Here is a 17,606-nt window from a genome sequence, read left to right as displayed (position 1 = left end):
GGCGCGGGGCGCTTCCCGCGAGGTCGGGGCGGGGGTGCCTCCGGCGGGGCGCGAGGAACTCTCCGCGTGGGTGGCCCGTCCCGAGGACCCGCGGCAGATCCGTGGCAGGTCCGTGATCCGCTCCTGCTGCGGATGTGGGCGGCGGCGGTCGTGGGGGCGCCCGGTCTGGACGCGGAACTCCGCCGCCACCTCGAACTGCACCGCCGGCAGCCGGTGGAGTGCCTGGAGATCGAGGAGCGGGATTTCCCGCCCGAACGGGACTCCGAGGAGAACCGGCTGCGCCACCCGGTGCTGCGCGGCGGCATCGATCTGGAGAACTTCTGGATCGGCCGGCTCACACGGGCCCTGGGCACCGCGCCCGACGCCGCGACCGATACGCCGGGGCCCGCGGAACGGTTCCCCGGCGAGGAACCGGAGCCGGGTGGGCCGACCGGCTGACGTCGGGCGCCGTCCCGCCCGTCGTTCCCGTCACGCCCCCGCCGACCGGCGTCCGGTCGGTTTCCGGCCGGAGCGCCGACGGGTCCAGCGGGCCCCGGCTCCCGATGACGACGCGCGAGGGCGTTCCCCTCCGCGCCGCCGCGGCACCCCGGGCGCCGACGGCCGGAGCCCGCGCCTGGGCGCGGCTGAGCAGGAACACCCCGCGCACCGCCGCCGCCGTCCCGAGCTGCTGTGCGCGCTGCGCGAGGCGCTGATCGCACCCGCCGCCTCGGCGATCGACGCCATGGTCCGGCGAGCCGTGGAACGCGGCGAGATCCCGGCGGACGCCCCCGCGGCGGAGTTCGTCTCCGCGCAGTTGCTGGGCGTGATGCGCGCCCGGCCGCTGCTGGAGGGGAAGTACGCGGACGAGAGGTATCTCACCCGGTTCGTGGAGAGCGCCATCCTTCCCCCGCTCGGCCTGGGCGCGTCCGCGACCCGGCCACTCGAGCCGCGGGCCGTCCGTCCGAGCGGATGACGACGGCCCGCAGGCGCCGCACCGTGGGGACGGGGACGGCGCACCGTCCGGGCGGCCGGTGACTCCCCGGGAGTCACCGGCCGCCCGCGGTTCCACCCCTCCGCGCCGCCCTACGACTGTTCCACCAAACAAACGCTCGGTAGATTGTCCGGACCGGTCGGTGCGACCCCGGCCGCACGCGCACGTCGAGGACACACGCGCACGTCGAGGACAGTGGGGCGGACGATGGACATCGGCAATCCGATCGACTTCACGGGGCGGGCGGTGCTCGTCACCGGTGGCACGAAGGGCATCGGCGCCGCGATCGCCGGGGCCTTCCTGGACGCCGGGGCGGACGTACTGGTCTGCGGGCGGAGCGAGCCGCCGAAGCCCCTCGGGAGCGGCCCGCGCCGGGCGCACTTCCGGGCGGCCGACGTCCGCGACCCGGCAGCGGCCACCTCCCTGGTCGAGGCGGCGGCGGAACGGTTCGGGCGGCTGGACGTGCTCGTCAACAACGCGGGCGGCTCCCCGGACGCCGACGCGGCCACCATGTCGCCGCGCTTCGTCGAGAAGGTCGTCGCCCTGAACCTGCTGGCACCGTTCCACCTGGCACAGGCCGCCAACCGGATCATGCGGGAACAGCCCGGGGGCGGCTCGATCATCAACATCGGCAGCGTCTCCGCGCACACCCCCCAGCCGGGCACGGCCGCCTACACGGCGGCGAAGGCCGGGCTGCTGGCCCTGACCCGAGCCCTGGCCCTGGAGTGGGCGCCGCGGGTGCGCGTCAACCACATCACGGCCGGCCCGGTCCGCACCGGGAGCGCGGCGGCGGTGTACGGCGAGGGCGGCGTCGCCGCGGTGGCCGGGGTCATCCCGATGCGGCGGATGGCGGAGCCGGACGACGTGGCGCGCGCCTGCCTGTACCTGGCGAGCGGGCTGGCCCCGTACGTCAACGGTGCCGACCTGGCCGTGCACGGCGGCGGCGAGGCGCCGGCCAGGTTCCTCGCCGTACGGGACGGGCGGAACGGGTCACCGGGGGCGGAGCCCGACGACCGACCATTTTCGTCCCCTTGACGATAATGAGCCACTCCCCTTATCGTCCTCATGACGAGAAAAAGGGGGGCCGACATGGCCGACATCACCAGGCGCTTCGGCTTGCGCCATCTGCGCTCCGCGCCCACCGCGCACATCCGCCACCACAAGCGGGGCCGGCTCGCCCACGACGGCCCCGGGCTGAGCTTCTGGTACCGCTCGTTGACCGCGGCGCTCTCGGAGGTCCCGGTCAACGACCGCGAGCTGGCGATGGCCTTCCACGCCCGCACGTCCGACTTCCAGGACGTGACCGTGCAGGCCACCGTGACGTACCGGATCGACGACCCGGCCGAGGCCGCCGCCCGGCTGGACTTCTCGATCGACCCGGACACCGGGGCCTGGCGCGGCGCGCCGCTGGAGCAGATCGCCACGCTGCTGACCGAGACCGCCCAGCAGCACACCCTGGACGTCCTGGCCAGGACGTCGCTGGCCGAGGCCCTGGTGGACGGTGTCGCAGCGGTGCGCGACCGGGTCGCGGCGGGGCTCGCCGCCGAACCGCGGCTGCCCGCCACGGGCATCGACGTGGTGGCCGTGCGGGTGGTGGCCATCCGCCCCGAGGCCGAGGTGGAGCGCGCCCTGCGCACCCCCGCCCGCGAGCAGATCCAGCAGGAGGCCGACCGAGCCACCTACGAGCGCCGCGCCGTGGCCGTCGAACGGGAACGGGCCATCGCCGAGAACGAGCTCGCCAGCCAGATCGAACTGGCGCGCCGGGAGGAGCAGCTCGTCGAGCAGCGCGGCACCAACGCCCGTCGCGAGGCCGAGGAGAACGCGGGGGCCGACGGGGTGCGCGCCGAGGCGGAGGCGGCCCGCAAGGTGCGCCTGGCGCGGGCCGAGGCCGAGGCGGCGCGCGAGGTCGGCGCCGCACGGGCCGAGGCCCAGGCCGCCTGGTTGCGGGTGCACGGCGAGGTGGACGACGCGACCCTGCACGCCCTGGCCGCGACCCGGCTCGCCGAGAACCTGCCGCGCATCGACAGCCTCACCCTCTCCCCCGACGTGCTCACCGGCCTGCTCGGCAAGCTCGGTCGGCCCGGCCCGGAGACCCGGGCATGAGCCTGGCACCGCGCGCGGTACTGGTCCACCGCACCACCGAGTACGAGGAGCTGCTGGCCCGCCACGGCACGCACGGCCAGGCCGCGTTCTTCCTCTCCAGCCGCGGCCGGTCCATCGACGAGGTGGCCCGGCGGCACCGGCAGACCCGGCAGGCGCTCGCCGACGTGGCGGCGGCCGTGCCGCTCCAGTGGCGCCAGTCCCGGGTGGAGCGCGCGGACCTGGACCGTTTCCTGTTCGGCCCCGAGGACGTGGTGGTCGTCGTCGGGCAGGACGGGCTCGTGGCCAACGCCGCCAAGTACCTCTCCGGTCAGCCGGTCGTGGGCATCGACACCGATCCGGGGCGCAACCCGGGGGTGCTCGTCCGGCACCGGCCCTCCGACGCGGCCGCCCTGCTCAGGGCGGCCGTGGCCCCCGGCGGCGCGGCGGACGAACTCACCATGGTCGAGGCCGTGGCCGACGACACCCAGCGCCTGGTCGCCCTCAACGAGATCTACCTGGGGCCGCCCGGCCACCAGACCGCCCGCTACCGGCTCGGCCCGGACGCCCCCGACGCACCCGCCGAACCGCAGGCGTCCTCCGGCGTCCTGGTCGGCACGGGCACCGGCGCCACGGGATGGCTCCGCTCGCTGTGGCAGGAACGGCACAGCGAACTCCGCCTCCCGGCACCCACCGACCCGCGCCTCCTCTGGTTCGTGCGCGAGGCCTGGCCCTCCCCGGCGACCGGCACCTCGCTGGTCGCGGGTGAACTGGAGCGCGGGCAGGGGATGCGGCTCACCGTCGAGTCCGACCGGGTGGTGGCCTTCGGCGACGGGATGGAGGCGGACGCGCTGGAACTGACCTGGGGGCAGACGGTGCGGCTCGGCATCTCGGCGACCTCGCTGCGTCTGACCGTCTGACCGCCCGGCCGGGCGAGCGTCCGACCGGGCGACCGACCCACCGGACCACCTGGCCCCTGGCCACCGCCCGATTGAGCCGCCGTCCGATGGGACAGCCGGGGAGAACCGCCCCGGGGACGACCTCCCCCCTTGCCTTATTAACCATTTGCCTAGTGGTCATAGGCATAGCTAGCGTCCCCGGCATGAAGCCCATGAGTGAACAGGACATCCGCACGTCGTTCGTCAACTGCTCCAAGGGGGAGGCCAAGCGGCTGCCGCTCCCCCGCGACCTGGACGAGCAGCCCTGGGACGACCTGGACTTCCTGGGGTGGCGCGATCTCTCCGCCCCCGGACGCAGCTATCTCGTCACCGAGTACGACGGGAAACTCACCGGTGTGGCGCTCCGGTTCCCCTCCCGGCAGCGCGGTTTCCTGCACCGGAGCATGTGCTCGCTCTGTCTGACCACGCACCCGGGCAACGGCGTCTCCCTGATGACCGCCCGGCGGACCGGGGCCGCGGGCCGGGAAGGGAACTCGGTCGGCCTGTACGTCTGCACCGACCTCGCCTGTTCGCTGTACGTGCGGGGCAAGAAGGTCGCCGCGCCGGGCGCCCGTTTCAAGGAGTCCCTGACGACGGAGGAACAGGTGGAGCGGACCAGGGCCAACCTCGACGCGTTCCTGGCCAAACTCATCGACTGAGTCCGGGGCGGGGCCGAGGACCGAGGACCGGCAGCCGGTGACCTGCGGACGATGGCCGCGCGTGCGCCTCGGGCCGTCATCAGGTCGTCCTCGGGCCGTCATCGGACGGCTTCCGGTACGCCGCCGGGGGCCGCGGCGTCGGCGATGAAGGTGACGGGCAGGTGCTCGGGACCGCGCAGACCTCCCGGCCGCCAACGCAGCTCTCCGGGCGGCACGGCCAGGGCGAGGCCGGGCAGACGGCGCAGCACGGTGCCGATGGCGACCTGGCCCTCCAGCCGGGCCAGCGGAGCCCCCAGGCAGTAGTGGATGCCGTGCCCGAACGCGAGGTGGGCGTTGTCCTGCCGGGAGATGTCCAGGCGGTCGGGGTCGGGGAAGCGCTCCGGGTCGCGGTCGGCGATGGCTGACGCGATCAGCACCGTCGCCCCGCGCGGCACGGTCACGCCGGCGATGGTGACCTCCTCGCGCGCGAACCGGGCGATGCCCGGGTTGACCGGACCGTCGTACCGCAGGAACTCCTCGATCGCGCCCGGCAGCAGCGCCGGATCGTCCCGCAGCGCCCGCAGCTGGTCGGGGTGGGCGAGCAGGGCCGCGATGCCACTGCCGATCAGGTTGACGGTGGTGATGTAACCGGCCACCAGCAGCAGGAAGGCCATGGCGATCAGCTCGTCCTCGTCGAGTCGCCCCTCCTCGTCCCGCGCCGCGATCAGCGCGCTGAGCAGGTCGTCCTCGGGGCGGGCCCGCTTCTGTTCGAGGAGTCCGGTCAGATAACCGCGCATCCGCCGCCACGCCCGGTCCGTGCGGGCCGGGTCCGGCCGCTCGGCACCCCGCAGGATCATGTCGTCGCTCCACCGCCGGAAGTCGTCCCGGTCGGCGGCCGGTACGCCGAGCAGTTCGCCGATCACGGTGACCGGCAGCGGCAGGGCGAAGCTCTCGACGAGGTCGGCGCGGCCGTCCGGTCCGATCTCGTCGAGCAGCCGGTCGGCGATCTCCTGGACGCGGGGCCGCAGTCCGGCCACCCTGCGCGCGGTGAACGCCCCGGAGACCAGGCGGCGCAGCCGGGTGTGGTCGGGAGGGTCGGAGCGGAGCATGTTGCGCAGCGCCGACTCGCGGTCCGTGGCGGGCAGCAGTTCGACCAGCCGGGGGTCCGAAGCGTCGCGGAGGTCGCTGCTCAGGCGTGGGTCGGACAGGGCCGCCAGGCCGTCCTCGTACCGGGTGACCAGCCATGCCTCCAGGCCGCCCGCGATGACGGCGCGCCGTACCGGGCCGTCGTCGCGCAACTGCCGGTAGAGCGGGAAGGGGTCCGCCACGAAGGCCGGGTCGGTGTAGGGCAGGAGCACCGGCTGCTGGCTCATCATGCCTCCCGGAGGGCACACGGGCCTCCGCACGGACGCGAAGGGCTCCGTACCGCGTCGAGCTGCCGTGTCCAGCGTAATGCGCCTCGCACACCGCCGAGCGGCCGGACGGTGCCGCCGGGAACCCGCCCGGCCCGCGCCCGGCACACCGTCGGTATGATCATCGGCACTGTCCGGACGTAGCGCAGAGGCAGACGCACCGACTTGCCAAGTCGTGAACACGTCGGTTCGAATCCGACCGTCCGGGCAGCCCGGTCCTGTAGCGCAGAGGCAGTCGCCCCCTCCTGCTCGAAGGGAACACGCCGGTTCGAATCCGGCCGGGACCACCGGGACCGCCGGGGCGGGCGACGAGGGGCACGGAGGCGGAGGGGGCATGGTGCGGACCGGTGACGAGGAACGACTCGGCGACGAGGAACTGGCGGCCTTCCACCGGACGATCGGGAAGCTGCGCGCCCTGCCCGTCGACGACCCGGTGCGCCTGCGCGCCGAGCAGGTCGCCGCGTCCTTCACCCGCGACGGCCGCACGCGCCGCCGCAAGGCCCGCAGCGACGCCTGCGCCGAGGCCGACGCCGCGGTCGTCGCCGCCACCGCGACCGGAGCGCTCGCCCGGCGCGAGGACGCACCGCTGTCCGGCGGGAGCGGGACGGGCGGCGGGGTCTTCCACCGGCCCCGGCGCTGTTACGTCTGCAAGTCGTTCTACCGGCGGGTCGACGCGTTCTACCACGCGCTCTGCCCGGACTGCGCCGCCGACCACACCTCCCGTCGCGCCCTGTCCACCGATCTCACCGGCCGCCGGGTGCTGCTCACCGGCGGCCGGGTCAAAATCGGCTTCCAGCTGGCGCTGATGATGCTCCGCGACGGTGCCGAACTCCTCGTCACCTCCCGCTTCCCGCAGGACACCCTGCGCCGGTTCCGTGCGGAGCCCGGCAGCGGGGCGTGGCTCGACCGGCTCACCGTCGTCGCCGTCGACCTGCGCGACCCGCGCCAGGTCCTGGGGCTGTGCGAACGGCTCCACCGGGACGGCGAGCCGTTGGACATCCTCGTCAACAACGCCGCCCAGACCGTGCGCCGCCCGCCCGAGTCGTACGCGCTGCTCGCCGCCGGTGAGACCGGCGCGCTCCCCGAGGGCGCCTGGGCCGCCCCCGGCTACGCGCCGATGCGGGCCCTGGCGGCCCCCGCCGCCTCGGGTGCGCTCGCGCTGGTCCTCGCGGAGGCGGACGAGGCGGGACTGCTGCCCGACCCCGCCCCGGTGAACTCCTGGTCCGCCCGGATCGGCGAGCTGGACCCGGCCGAGCTGCTGGAGACCCAGCTCGTCAACGCCCTCGCGCCCGCCCTGCTGGTGGACCGGCTGCTGCCGCTGCTGCTCGCCTCGCCCCGGCCGAACCGGTACGTCGTCAACGTCACGGCCGTGGAGGGCCGTTTCGCCGTGCGGCGCAAGACCGCCGGGCATCCGCACACCAACATGGCGAAGGCCGCGCTGAACATGCTCACCCGTACCAGTGGCCCCGAACTCGCCGCGCGGGGCATCCACATGTGCAGCGTCGACACCGGCTGGATCACCGACGAGAACCCGGTGCCGAAGAAGAACCGGATCGCCGCCGAGGGCTTCCGCACCCCGCTGGACATCGTGGACGGGGCGGCGCGGGTGTACGACCCGATCGTGCGGGGCGAGGCGGGTTCACCCGTGTCGGGCGTCTTCCTCAAGGACTACCGGGAGGTGGCGTGGTGACCGGTCCCGCCGGGGACGCGCCCTTCGCGGGTGTCCCCCACGTCCTGCCCCGCTCGATCGCCGACCTCGGCCCGCTGATCGACTGGCTGCGCGGCGGCGCGGTCACCGACCGACGGCTCGACTTCCCGGCCGGGACCGCGATGCCCGACGGCCGGCTCGACCTGTGCAAGCAGGCCCTCGGCCCCGAAGGAGCCGCCCTGATCGCCGAGGCCCTCGGCGACACCGCGGCCCCGGCCCGGGTCCGGCACCTGCTCCTGGGCACCGACGGGCTCGGCGACGACGGCGCGACGGACGTCGCCGAGCGGACCGTCGGAGCGGGCATCGAGACCCTCTACCTGGGCTGCAACGGCATCACCGCGGGCGGCGCGTGCCGGATCGCGGACAGCCTGCGCGCCTCCGAACACGTCGTCAGCGGGGTCTGGCTCAAACGCAACCCGCTGGGCACGGGCGGCGGACGGGCCGCGGCGGACCTCGTCGCCGCCGCGTCCGGGCTGCGCACCCTCGACCTGGTGCAGACCGGCCTGGACCCGGCGGGCCTCGCGGTGCTCGCCGAGGCCCTGCTCGGGGCCGTCGCCTCCGGGCGCCGGGTGGAGCGGCTCTTCGTCGGCGGAAACCCGCTCGGCCGTACCGGCGCGGCCCCGCTGGCCGCACTGCTCGCCGCCGGGGCGGTCGACGAACTGTACGCGTCCGCAGCCCGGTTGGGCGACGACGGGGCGCTGCTCCTGGCCGACGCCCTGGAACGCGCCCCGTACGGCCGTACCGCCCGGCTCTCCGTCGCCAGCAACGGTGTCGGGCCGCGGGCCGCCGCCCGGCTCGTCGCCGCGGCGGCCGGCGCGGGCGTCGAGCTCCTGGACCTCGGCCGGGTCCGGGCCGCCGGGACCCTCGGCGCGGCGGACAACCGCCTCGACCTCGCCGCCACGACCGCGATCGGCGAGAGCCTGGCGGCCCGGGAGCACCGCCTCACCCATCTCGTCCTCTCCCACACCGGACTGCGCAGCCGCGAGGCGCACCGGCTCCTGGACGCCGCGCCCCGGGCCGCCACCCCGACCCGCTTCGTCCTCGGCAAGGGCATCGCGACCAGTGTCCGGCACCGGCTGGACGCGTTCAGCGCGCATCTGCCGCGGCCCGCGGTCTCCGCGGACGTCGAGGCCGTACGCAGTGTCCACCGGACGCCCCCGCCCCGGACCCCGTAACTTCGGCGGGGTCCCGGCCGCCCCGCGAGCCCGCCGGGACCGACCGGAGACTCCGGGACCGGAGCCACGGGGGTGGGCGAGAGCCGGACGCACAGCGCGGGTGCCGGTACCGACGGGTGCGCCATCCGCGGCAGTTCGCCGTGCACCGACATGTCCGTGGCGACGAAGACCGGGTGGTCCACCGGGTCCAGGCCGTGCGCCAGCAGGTCCTCCCGGTAGAGTGCGTGGATCTCGCGCGGGTCGATGCCCACCGGTCTGCCGTCCCTGAGCGGGAGTGCCTCCGTGCCGAGCCGGGCCATCGCCACGTGGTTGATGGAGACCTCCGCCGCCAGGGTGAACACCGGGTCGCCCCGCAGTTCCTCCTCCACGAACAGGTGCCGGCGGACCAGGTGCCGCGCCTCGTGGAACAGGCGGCCGTCCCCCGCGCTCCCCGTACGCCGTCCCGGCTGCCCCTCCGCGCTCCGTCGCCCGTGCTCGTCATGAGTGCCCGTGCACGGGGACGCTGTTTCCGCCCGGACGATTCGCCTAGGATCGACCGCAGGGCGGGGTCGTAGCGCAGGGGCAGTCGCACCGGTCTCCAAAACCGGAACACGCTGGTTCGATTCCAGCCGCCCCGCCTCCCTCCCCTCGCCCGCCGCCAGGTCTCAGGCGAGGGCGCCCGCGGTCGCGATCAGCTCCGGGACGGTTCCCGTGAACGTCGGCAGCAGTTGCGCCAGGGCGGCCCACGCCTCGACGTTCGCCCCCAACGAGTCGCGCACCAGGGGCCGCAGTACGTCCTCGGCCACCCTCTGCCGGGTGGGGAACGCCCAGCGGCCGGTGTCGAGGACGCACAGCACCGTGCGGGCCGGACGCCACTCCCGTACGTAGGTCTCCGGGCCGTCGACGATGCCCGCGAGCCGCATCCGGTGGGCGTGGCCCGGGTGGGTGGAGAAGCGTTCCCTCAGAACCGGTGGGCAGTCGGGCCGCAACGCGAGCGCCCATCGCGTGTACCCGGGCAGCGGCTGCTCGGTGTCGGCCGCGATGACGCGCGGCCAGTCCCCGCGGCCCAGCGAGCGGGCGGCCCGGCGGCCCTGGCGCATGGTCCTCGCGGCCCGCAGCGCGGGGATCAGTTCCGCTGCGGGAAGCTGCTCGGCGTTTTCCGTGCGGAGCCGGTACCGCAGCGTCTCGGGCAGCGGGACGGGTTTCTTCCTGCCGGGCCCGAAGGATTCGCCGTGGAGGACCGCCGACTTCAGCCCCGGGGGCAACCCGTCGGCCAGGACGAGGAGTTCGTTCAGGTCCGCCCGGTCCTCCTCCAGGACCCACAGCCGGGCGGAGACCGGCAGCGCGTCGGCCGAGAGCCGTGACAGGTTGGTCCAGCGGAGTTCGGGAACGAGCCCGCTCGGCCGCTCCGCGACCCCGATCCGCTCCCTCACCGCTTGCCGGACCTCGTCCGCCCCGGCCAGACAGACCAGTACGTCGAGTGCCCTGTCCGTATCGCGGTCGTGCCGCATGGCTCCGCTCCCCCCTCGCGTTCCCCGGGCCGCGCCCGCCCCGGTCGGGGCGGCCCGGGGAAAGAGTACGGGACCCCGCCCCACCAGGCAGAAACCCCCTCGTGCCCGTGGCGTCCCGCGACTGGGCGGGCCGCGGCGGCCGTTTCACGGGCCCGCGAACAGGTGGCGGGGCCACGGCTGCGGCAGACCGCCCGCAGCGTCACGGTCACCGCGATTCCCGCCGGAAGTCCGCAGGTCCGGGCTGCCGGGACGCCGTCACCGAGGGTGGCGAACAGGCGCGACAGTCCCCATACGCAGCCGTGCTGTCCGTCGCCTCGACCGTGTCCGCCCGAACCACCTGGCCGGGTGAAGGTTACGGCGCGTTGACCACCTGGTGATCACGTTCACGACAACTCTCGTGTGCGTCATATGAACTGATGGAGCATCAGTTCATGGGGCATCCGTGGCGTGCCGCGGAGCTCCTGGCGAAGGCCTCGAGGAGTTCGTCGAAGACCTCGGCCGTCGGGGCGTCGATCGGGGCGGGCCGGCCGTCGCCGCGCTTCGGAGGGGTGAGTTTGAAGTACGCGGTGCCCAGTGCGCCCCGGCAGGCGTGCGACCGGGTGCGGGAGCCGGTGACGCTGCCGGGGTAGCGGTCGTCGAGGTACTTCTCCTGCAGGGCGGAGGGGCCGTAGTACGCGTTGAGGCGCACATGGTCGTGCTCGCCCCGGTTCACCCGGCATTCCTCGGTCAGGGCGCGGCCGGCCGGGTACTCGTCGACGGTGACGACCCGGGCGAGCCGGGCGGTGCGCGGGCTGACGACGTCCCGGCAGGTGGCGTCGGCCCCGGCGGCCGGGCGGGTCGCGACGCCGGTGCGGTCGACCGTTTCGGGTCGCGTACCCAGGGGCCCTTCGCAGTCGAAGCGTTCAGCCGCGCGACGAGCGGTCTCGGTGGCGAGGCGGGCGACATCACGTATCTGACTACCGGTCAGCTCGCCGGCGTCCCTCGTCGCCTTGGTGAGGACGAGCAGTCCCTTGCCCGGGAGCGGGGCGCAGTCCACGAGCACGGCGGCTTGGGGACTTCCGCGGAAGGCGACCGAGCCGTTCCAGCCGTGCCCGATCGGCGCCGCGCCCGGCTCCTCGGCCGCTCCTGAGCTCCGGTGTGCGGCGGCGGGCCGTATCTGCAAGCGCAGCGTGGCGCTCCGGTCGTCGTTCCCGGCCCAGACCGAGCACCAGTCCGTCTCGTGGCCGACCCACTCCCCCGTGTGTCCGTTGCCTTCCAACTCGGCGCCGTCGAAGAAGTTCCGGGCCTCCTCGATGGCGACGGACCCGTGGCAGGCGTCGTCGAGGCCGTTGTCGGATCCGTCGCGGTTTCCGATACCCCAGGCGAGCACCCCTCCCGCGAGCGCCAGGACGACCACCGCGGCGATGACGACGCACTTTCGGCGCGGGCGCGGATTCATGTACTCCTCGTTCCTGTCGGCTCCGTGGGGCCGAAGCGGCGCGGCGGTGACCGGGATGACCCGTGCCCGGTACTGCCGGAACGGGGCGGGGGGCCGGTTCCGTCCGTCCACGGCACCGCCCGACCATGTCGGCCCCGGCCACCCCCGGGAATGACCGAGGGGCCGTTCCGGTTTCCTCCGGACCAGCCCCTGATCTGCGACTCTCACGAGTCGGGACGACAGGATTTGAACCTGCGACCCCTTGACCCCCAGGAGTGAGAGTCGAGGGTATTTTCTGAATATAACAGACTTTATTGAGTTGCGTGTTGTGCATATGGGGCCCTGCCTTTCAGGACTGCGCACACCGTGTGGTCCCCAACTGGTCCCCAAGACCGCACCCGGACTGAGGCTGACCCGATCCGCTCCCTTCACACCTCGCCAAGAGACGCGGGTCAGAGAACGCTTTCTCAGTCGGCCGGTCCCGCCCGCGCTCCGCCCGGACCCAAGTCCCGCCCGGCAGTCACCGGCCAGTTGAAGAGCCCAACCTGATTGGTCGGCCGGGACATCGGCGTAACGACTTGGACTAACTGATCATTTCAGAGGGTGTTGAGTCCCGTCCCTGGTGATGTGGTGTCGCTCTTTCGTGGGTGATGGATCGGTTCCACCCTCGCGTCATGTCGTGTGTCTGGTGGGGGCGCGGGCATGGAACGGATGCCGTACGCAACCGACTTGTCCGAGAAGCAGTGGGCGTTGATCGAGCCGCTGGTCACCGTGTGGAAGCAGGATGGGGTGTCGCGGTCGGCGACCGGGGACCGGGGCTCCTGTGACCTGCGCGAGGTCGTGAACGCGCTGCTCTGCCAGAACCGGACGGGCTGTCAGTGGCAGCTCCTCAGCCTGCCACCAGCGCTCGTGCCTGCCAGCGGCCGGCGCGGTGCTCGATTTCGATCGGATGATCGAAGCACTCGCTCACCAGCCGGGTCGTCAGCACCTCGGGGGCCGGTCCCGACGCGTGCACCCGGCCGTCCTTGACCAGCATCGCGTGAGTGGTCGTGGTGGGCAGCTCTTCGAGGTGGTGCGTCACCAGCACGGTGGCGAGGTCCGGTCGTGCCTGGTGCAGCTCGTCGATCGTGGTGAGGAACTGCTCGCGCGCCGCGACGTCGAGCCCGGTGGATGGCTCGTCGAGCAGCAGCAGGGGCGGGTCGGTGAGCAGTGCGCGTGCGATGAGGGCGCGGCCTCGTTCACCCTGGGACATCGTCGGCCAGGTCGCCTTTTCGAGGTCCGCGAGGCCGAGCATCCCGATCAGCTCGTCGGCCCGGTTCCCGGTTTCTTGGTCGGGTGCCCATCTCGGCATGAGCTCTGTCGTGCCGGTGGCTCCCGTGAGGACCACTTGGCGGACCGTGAGTGATGACCTCAGCGGGTGCCTCGGATTGACGTGCCCGATGGACTCGCGCAGCTCTCGGATGTCGACCCGTCCGAGCGTGCGGCCGAGCACGTGCACGCTGCCGCGGCTCGGGTGCTCGATCGCGCCGCACATGCTCAGGATCGTGCTCTTGCCCGCGCCGTTCGGACCGATCATCGCCCAGCGGTCCCCGGCCCGAACGGTCAGGTCGATGCCGGTGAGGATCTGCCGGGACTCCCTGACGAAGTCGACGGCTTCGAGGCGGAGGATCTCCCGATCAGCCATTGGCGTTCTCCAGTTCGATCGCCGGGTCCTGAGGCTCGGCGCTCGTCTCGGAGCTGCTCCGACGCTCTTTGAGGACGAACGAGAGCGCGAATCCGGCCACGAGCAGGGCGGCGACGATCATGAAGACCGTCTGGACGCCGGCCTTGTCCGCGACGGATCCCAGCAATGGGCTGACCAGTCCCCCGAGCGAGAGCGTCAGTCCGAGGGTGACGCCGCTGGCCATGCCGATCCTGTTCGGCAGGTAGGAGTGCGACAGGGTGATCTGCGCGGCAAAGGGCAGGAACAGGCTTGTGCCCAGGACGGCAGTCGCGATGATGACCACGAGCGGTGATGGGGCGAGCACGATCGCGATGGCCGAGACGGCGGCCAGCAGGTAGCCGGTGCGGATGATGCGCAGCCGCCCGAAGCGATCGGCCAGCCAGCCGCCGGCGAGGGTTCCCACTGCGCCGGCGGCGGGGAACAGCGAGAGTGCGATCGACGCGAAGCCCGTGCTCACCTCGAACCGCTCGATCGAGTACAGCGCGATGAAGGTCGAGGTGCCGACGTAGGCGATCGACCAGGTGGCCAGCACCGCGGTGAGCCACAGGAAGGCCCGCCAGTCATCGGGAATGGAGGCCCTCGACGTCGCAGGAGTTTGCTCGGCGGGCGTTGTCCGCGAGAACAGGTGCCGCCAGGAGACCAGCGCGTACACCAGTCCGAGCACCACGGCGGGAATGATGAGGAAGCCGGACCCCGAGAGGCCGAATGCGCCTACGACGAGGATCACGGCCGACGGGGCGAGCGCCACGCCGACGTTCCCACCCACGGAGAACAGGCTCATCGATCCACTCGTGCCGCCGCCGAGCTCGCGCGCCTCCATCGTCGCCGCCGGATGGTATGCGGCGACGCCGATCCCGGAGATCGCCACCACGATCCAGACGGCCGCGTACGAATCGGCGACGATCCCGCTCAGGGCGATGCCGGCGCCGGCGGCGAGGAGTCCGGCGAGGCTCATCCATCTCATTCCGTAGCGGTCGCCGAGGTAGCCGAACACCGGCTGAGCAACGCTCGACAGGGCGGTCGCGGCGAGGGTGATCCCTGCAACTGCGGCGTAGGAGTACTCCGCGTGGAGCACGAAGAACGGCAGCAGCGCGGCGACCGCGCCGGTGTAGAAGTCGTTCGCGGCGTGAGTGGCGGTCAGTGCCCACAGGCCCAGTCTGTGGCGAGTGCGAGGAGAGGACGTGCTCATGCGCTTCTTTCGATTCGGAGCGCGCGGACATGGCGCGCATCGGACGAGGGGACCGGCAGGGCTCAAAGTCACTCCGCGCACAGGTCGGCCGGTCGATCGGTCGGGTCAGTTCCTGGCGCGGCGACGAAGGAGAAGTCGTTGGGGCATGGGCTAGACTCTACACAACTTCTCAGACAAGTAGCGAAGTGGAGATCCCATGGCACAGGTGACGCGCACGCCGCTCGCAGAGCAGGCGGCGGACCTGCTCCTCGAGCGGATCCGCGCGGGCGAATGGCCGCTCGGCTCGAAGATCCCGGGGGAAAACACGCTCGGCCCCCAGCTCGGCGTGGGCCGATCGACCGTGCGCGAAGCCATCCGCCGCCTCGCGGGCCAGGGCGTGCTGGCGACCCGCCAGGGGGCCGGCGTCTTCGTGGCCTCGCTCGACGTCGTCGAAGACTGGAGCGAAGCACTGCGACGGGCGGACATCAATTCCGTGATCGAAGCCCGCATCGCGATCGAGGTCGAAGCAGCGGCTCTCGCCGCCGAGCGGCGCACAGCCGCCGAGCTGCGCGCGATGAAGCGGGCCGGCCACGAGCGCGACGCACAGCGCACCGACGTCGACGCGCACGTCGATGCGGACATCGCGTTCCACCGAGCGATCGTCGCAGCGGCGCACAACCCGATCCTCGTCGACCTCTTCGACAGCTTCACTCCGCGCAGCCGCCAAGCGATGATCGACATGCTGCGCCTGCGCGGCGAGTTCGGAAGCGACGCCGACCAGCACGCGCACATGAGCGTTCTGGAGGCGATCGCTGCTCGGGACAGCCAGAAAGCCGCCGCCCTCGCGCGTGAGCACTTGCTCACCCTCAAGACGGAGTGAGGGCACCAGCAATCATTTTGCATTCTCCGTTCCGGAATGATGTGGCGTGGTCGTCATGGGACGACCACGCGCATTCGACGAGACCGCGGTCTTGGATGCCGCCGCCGGCGAGTTCCGGGCGCACGATTTCGACGGGACTTCCACCGAGCAGCCGTGCGAGGCGGCAGGCGTGCGGTGCAGCAGCCTCTACAACGCGTTCGAGTCGAAGGACGCACTGTTCGAGCGAGCCCTCGGGCGCTGCATGGAGGTGGTCCGCGAACGGCAGGCCGCGATCTCATACGCCGGGGGCATGCGGTATCCGGACGGGGGGAGGCTGTCCGCCGAGCGGCGCAGGCGCCGGGAAGGGGTACGGATGCGGGCCATTGCCCTCTTTGATGAGGACGTGGAAATCCCGTGTGCAGCCCGGGAGTTACGGGTGAGTGGGGAAGTCGGTCTGCCAGTGGCGCCGCGCCTGGAGGACGGGTGGGCGCGCGGCGCTGCGTTCCAAAGGCCCCTGCGGCTGTGGGCTCGGCCCGCACCTGCAGGCCGAGCTCGCGACGGGGCTTGATGAGGGGCCGGCCGCGCACGGTGGGGCGGACGGCCGGGTGTGGACCGCCGCGCGGGTAGGCACGCCGATCGGGCGGAAGTTCCGCCTCTCCTGCAGTGTTTCCGGGGTCACTCGGCTGCTGCACCGCATGGGCTGCGGCGTGCAGATGCCCGCCCGGCCCGCCGCCGAACGCGACGAGGACGCGATCACCGCATGGCGGGAGGCGGCCTGGCAGGAGGTGGAACCCTCCGGGCGGCGACCGGCGCGTTCGTCTGCTTCGAGGACGGAGCGGGCGTGACCGGTCGGCCGCCCGAGGGCCGTACCCGGGGCCGGCGCGGCATCACCCCGAGGGTCAAGGTGTCCGGCCCCGGGGGCGTCTCTCGGTGGCCGGTCTGCTGTGCTTCCGGCCGGGCCTGCCCGCCCGTCCGTGCTACCGGCTGCGTCGGCATACCGGCCGCAGGGGCGAGCGGCGCTCGCCGGGCGAGGCGGACTGCATACGCCTGGTGGACGGCGCCCACCAACTGCTCAAGGCCCCACTGATCGTGGTGCGGAACCGGCTGAACACCCACCTCTCCAAGACGATGAAGGCACTCGTTGCCGGGCGGGGCCGGCTGACGGTGGTCCTGCGGCCCGGTTACGCGCCCGCCCTCCACCCGGTCGAGGGCCTGGGGCGCACACCAAGCGAAGCCTGACCAACCTGGCCGCCCCCACCCCCGACGAGCTGGAGACTCTGCTCCGCAGGCGGCTCAAAGCGCTGCAGTACCGGCACGGCGTCCTCGGCGGACTCCTCGCCGGGACAGACCTCGCTCCCGATGGACCGGACAGACCCTGATACGCCGAAGTCAGTAACGGAAACGGTACGCGCCTCATACCCCCGTGCCCGAACCCGCAGGATGTTGCTTCGGAGTCCGCATCCTCATGCCAGCGGAGTGGTCTTCCCTTTCCGCCGGGCTCTCGGCATCGTGTGGAGCGCATCACAGAACGTCTGTTCACGCGGGGTGCCGGGCCCCGGGTGCGCTTGCGCGCGCCTGGATGAGGGCACCCCGGTGGCGGCCCGCCCATGAAGGAGAAACATGCCCGAATTCAGACAGCCCGGTTGGACCAGGGGCATCGGCCCGCTCGACGAGAGCGCCGGTGGCCGGGTGTTCGGGGGCGCGTCCCCGGTCGCCGCGACCCCGGCCGTCGTGGCCACCGCGAGTGCCGTGGTGGTCGCCTTCGCGGCCGGCGTAGCCACCCGCGCGCTGGCCGGCGGTAGCGACATCGAGCTCCCGATGTAGGCGGCGGCACCCCGCCCCCCGTATCGGCCGGGGAAGACGCCCGGCGCGTGGCCCGGACACCCGCCGCTCCCACCGGGGCGGCCCGTCCCGACCCCCTCCCGTCGGAGCCGTGTCCCGTCAGGGGCCGCCCGCGTCGGTTGCCGTACCCATGACGGCTCCACGACGCGAAGGCCGTCCGTCGGCCGGGTACGCGGCCGACGGCACT

Annotated in this window: 14 protein-coding genes, 3 tRNA genes and 4 pseudogenes; 16 read left to right on the top strand and 5 right to left on the bottom strand. The window is 73.0% G+C overall.

The features are described from left to right. Nucleotide 1: 1 nt before the first annotated feature. From OCT49_RS31505 to OCT49_RS31480, 6 genes and pseudogenes are all read left to right on the top strand, one after another. Nucleotides 2–438: pseudogene (locus OCT49_RS31505) on the top strand (virulence activator alpha C-terminal domain-containing protein); the annotation flags it as partial. Next, entirely contained in the window at nucleotides 422–952 is a 531-nt protein-coding gene (locus OCT49_RS31500; RefSeq protein WP_283855184.1) for a TetR-like C-terminal domain-containing protein, read from the top strand. The pseudogene OCT49_RS31505 and the gene OCT49_RS31500, both read left to right, overlap by 17 nt. Before the next feature lie 225 nt (nucleotides 953–1,177). Then, a complete protein-coding gene (locus tag OCT49_RS31495; RefSeq protein ID WP_283855183.1) occupies nucleotides 1,178–2,005 on the top strand; it encodes an SDR family oxidoreductase in 828 nt (275 codons plus the stop codon). Nucleotides 2,006–2,059: 54 nt separating this feature from the next. After that, nucleotides 2,060–3,073 carry an SPFH domain-containing protein gene (locus tag OCT49_RS31490; protein WP_283855182.1) on the top strand — a complete coding sequence of 338 codons (1,014 nt, stop codon included), beginning with the start codon at nucleotides 2,060–2,062 and terminating at the stop codon, nucleotides 3,071–3,073. Next, nucleotides 3,070–3,969 (top strand): hypothetical protein, encoded by a 900-nt coding sequence (locus OCT49_RS31485; RefSeq protein WP_283855181.1) that lies wholly within the window; start codon nucleotides 3,070–3,072, stop codon nucleotides 3,967–3,969. Before OCT49_RS31490 ends, OCT49_RS31485 begins: the two co-directional genes overlap by 4 nt. A 182-nt stretch (nucleotides 3,970–4,151) precedes the next feature. Beyond that, nucleotides 4,152–4,646: an FBP domain-containing protein gene (locus OCT49_RS31480; RefSeq protein WP_283855180.1), complete on the top strand. Its 495-nt coding sequence runs from the start codon at nucleotides 4,152–4,154 to the stop codon at nucleotides 4,644–4,646. Nucleotides 4,647–4,744: 98 nt separating this feature from the next. On the opposite strand, the gene OCT49_RS31475 is transcribed toward OCT49_RS31480, so the two are convergent. Further along, entirely contained in the window at nucleotides 4,745–5,998 is a 1,254-nt protein-coding gene (locus OCT49_RS31475; RefSeq protein ID WP_283855179.1) for a cytochrome P450 family protein, read from the bottom strand. Nucleotides 5,999–6,171: 173 nt separating this feature from the next. On the opposite strand from OCT49_RS31475, the gene OCT49_RS31470 reads away from it, so the two are divergent. The 5 genes from OCT49_RS31470 to OCT49_RS31445 all read left to right on the top strand — a co-directional run bounded on the left by OCT49_RS31470 (nucleotide 6,172) and on the right by OCT49_RS31445 (nucleotide 9,538). Further along, nucleotides 6,172–6,245, top strand: a tRNA-Gly gene (locus OCT49_RS31470). A gap of 6 nt (nucleotides 6,246–6,251) precedes the next feature. Beyond that, a tRNA-OTHER gene (locus OCT49_RS31465) sits at nucleotides 6,252–6,324 on the top strand. Nucleotides 6,325–6,371: 47 nt separating this feature from the next. Continuing rightward, nucleotides 6,372–7,727, top strand: a complete 1,356-nt coding sequence (locus OCT49_RS31460) for an SDR family NAD(P)-dependent oxidoreductase (RefSeq protein WP_283855178.1) — start codon at nucleotides 6,372–6,374, stop codon at nucleotides 7,725–7,727. Next, nucleotides 7,724–8,920 carry a leucine-rich repeat domain-containing protein gene (locus OCT49_RS31455; RefSeq protein WP_283855177.1) on the top strand — a complete coding sequence of 399 codons (1,197 nt, stop codon included), beginning with the start codon at nucleotides 7,724–7,726 and terminating at the stop codon, nucleotides 8,918–8,920. The genes OCT49_RS31460 and OCT49_RS31455 overlap by 4 nt, the downstream gene beginning before the upstream one ends. A 542-nt stretch (nucleotides 8,921–9,462) precedes the next feature. Continuing rightward, nucleotides 9,463–9,538, top strand: a tRNA-Trp gene (locus OCT49_RS31445). Between the two features lie 26 nt (nucleotides 9,539–9,564). Here the strand turns inward: OCT49_RS31445 and OCT49_RS31440 are convergent. Beyond that, nucleotides 9,565–10,410: a hypothetical protein gene (locus OCT49_RS31440; RefSeq protein WP_283855176.1), complete on the bottom strand. Its 846-nt coding sequence runs from the start codon at nucleotides 10,408–10,410 to the stop codon at nucleotides 9,565–9,567. Between the two features lie 424 nt (nucleotides 10,411–10,834). Beyond that, nucleotides 10,835–11,848 carry a hypothetical protein gene (locus OCT49_RS31435; protein ID WP_283855175.1) on the bottom strand — a complete coding sequence of 338 codons (1,014 nt, stop codon included), beginning with the start codon at nucleotides 11,846–11,848 and terminating at the stop codon, nucleotides 10,835–10,837. Between the two features lie 681 nt (nucleotides 11,849–12,529). On the opposite strand from OCT49_RS31435, the pseudogene OCT49_RS31430 reads away from it, so the two are divergent. Beyond that, nucleotides 12,530–12,706 (top strand): annotated as a pseudogene (locus OCT49_RS31430) (transposase); the annotation flags it as partial. Nucleotides 12,707–12,716: 10 nt separating this feature from the next. Here OCT49_RS31430 and OCT49_RS31425 read toward each other — a convergent pair. Together OCT49_RS31425 and OCT49_RS31420 are read right to left on the bottom strand one after the other, a co-directional pair. Then, nucleotides 12,717–13,511, bottom strand: coding sequence for an ABC transporter ATP-binding protein (locus tag OCT49_RS31425; RefSeq protein ID WP_283855174.1), 795 nt, complete (start codon nucleotides 13,509–13,511; stop codon nucleotides 12,717–12,719). Beyond that, nucleotides 13,504–14,739: an MFS transporter gene (locus OCT49_RS31420; protein ID WP_283855173.1), complete on the bottom strand. Its 1,236-nt coding sequence runs from the start codon at nucleotides 14,737–14,739 to the stop codon at nucleotides 13,504–13,506. The genes OCT49_RS31425 and OCT49_RS31420 overlap by 8 nt, the downstream gene beginning before the upstream one ends. A 196-nt stretch (nucleotides 14,740–14,935) precedes the next feature. On the opposite strand from OCT49_RS31420, the gene OCT49_RS31415 reads away from it, so the two are divergent. The 4 genes and pseudogenes from OCT49_RS31415 to OCT49_RS31395 all read left to right on the top strand — a co-directional run bounded on the left by OCT49_RS31415 (nucleotide 14,936) and on the right by OCT49_RS31395 (nucleotide 17,401). Further along, nucleotides 14,936–15,598, top strand: a complete 663-nt coding sequence (locus OCT49_RS31415; protein WP_283855172.1) for a FadR/GntR family transcriptional regulator — start codon at nucleotides 14,936–14,938, stop codon at nucleotides 15,596–15,598. 55 nt (nucleotides 15,599–15,653) lie between these two features. Next, nucleotides 15,654–15,812, top strand: a pseudogene (locus tag OCT49_RS40200) (TetR/AcrR family transcriptional regulator); the annotation flags it as partial. 75 nt (nucleotides 15,813–15,887) lie between these two features. Further along, nucleotides 15,888–16,956, top strand: a pseudogene (locus OCT49_RS40195) (IS630 family transposase). A 241-nt stretch (nucleotides 16,957–17,197) separates the two neighbouring features. Further along, nucleotides 17,198–17,401 carry a hypothetical protein gene (locus OCT49_RS31395; RefSeq protein ID WP_283855169.1) on the top strand — a complete coding sequence of 68 codons (204 nt, stop codon included), beginning with the start codon at nucleotides 17,198–17,200 and terminating at the stop codon, nucleotides 17,399–17,401. Nucleotides 17,402–17,606: the final 205 nt, after the last annotated feature.

Source organism: Streptomyces sp. ML-6 (assembly GCF_030116705.1).
Classification (GTDB): Bacteria; Actinomycetota; Actinomycetes; order Streptomycetales; family Streptomycetaceae; genus Streptomyces.
This window is presented reverse-complemented; position numbering and strand designations above follow the sequence as displayed.